Consider the following 1052-nt stretch of genomic DNA (forward strand, 5'->3'; position numbering starts at 1 on the left):
GGTTCAGCGGGTCATAGCGATAAAAGGTGACTCAAGCACCCTCGTCTGATACCGATTCGATCTTCTTGAAATTTGTGGTGAGCTGTCGTGGGTAAACCCCGTCTTGATACTCCCCCTTTGTTCGCTGATTTTTCTACCGTCGGCGTTATGACGATAGACTTTCCAACTCTCTCTTCGCCCGTCTCTTCTGTTAAACGGAATTTACTGCACCGGCAAAATACCTCTTTAGCAAGATAACCGTCCCGTTAAAAATACTCTTTTGATCACCCGTCCGAAAGCGTCTCTAACCTTATTAAAGTAAAACAATCGAACTAAAATTAAAAAAAACAAATCAATCAACATCCTCTGTAAACACTAGTGAAAATAGAATTCTCTCATCTAGATAAATAGGGTATTTATTAATATACTCTAAGGCCCTTGTTTTACTTCTAAAATTAAAATCTTTACTCACCTCTTTTGAATCAGGATTGCAGGACCAATTGTCATACATTGGCATAAAATTATTTGAATCAATTTTATAAACACTTCCCCCTAAGATACCAATATCGTCATTCATCAATGAATTAATTAATGTCACTGCTGCGTCTTTTTCCCAAGCCAAATCGTTCATGCCAAATTTCTCTAAAGAGACAGCTTTTTCTAATATTTTTTTCTTAATACAACTCTGAATCATCTTTTCCTTATAGCTTATTAATGAGGAACAAAAAGTCTATGATTGATGGTCTTATCAGCTTCTATAATCCATTCAAAACATCCTTCTCTACCCTGATATCCACCAGGTAACGATACTCTTGTTCTTATTTTACCATCTCTACCAATAAGTAAATCAGCACGCCCAAATTTAGCATAGTTATCCACAATTCTCGGGAAACCGTGAAAATCAGGTAGTGCAGTTTTTCCATTTAGTCTCATATCTTTAATGACCTTTGGAGTGTAGCTTGTGCCTTTTAATGGATTAGGTTGTAAAATCTCCTTCGAAGACTTCGAAACTTTGCTAGCTGTTTGATTTACGCTCTGCTTTGTTAGTGCTACTTTAGTGGTCTTTTGAACGG

General features: G+C 36.8%; 2 protein-coding genes. Both read right to left on the minus strand.

Features of this window, described 5'->3' with window-relative positions:
- Window positions 1–331 precede the first annotated feature (331 nt).
- Window positions 332–673, minus strand: a complete 342-nt coding sequence (gene imm40 / locus ELAC_RS06910) for an Imm40 family immunity protein (RefSeq protein ID WP_098038560.1) — start codon at window positions 671–673, stop codon at window positions 332–334.
- A 17-nt stretch (window positions 674–690) separates the two neighbouring features.
- On the minus strand, window positions 691–1052 hold a 362-nt coding region (locus tag ELAC_RS11745; protein ID WP_098038561.1), incomplete at its 5' end, for a hypothetical protein.

Source organism: Estrella lausannensis (genome assembly GCF_900000175.1).
Taxonomy (GTDB): Bacteria; Chlamydiota; Chlamydiia; order Chlamydiales; family Criblamydiaceae; genus Estrella; species Estrella lausannensis.

Coding starts and splice junctions, on each gene's coding strand:
- imm40 (WP_098038560.1), bottom strand. CDS start 673: ATGATTCAGAGTTGTATTAAGAAAAAAATATTAGAAAAAGCTGTCTCT.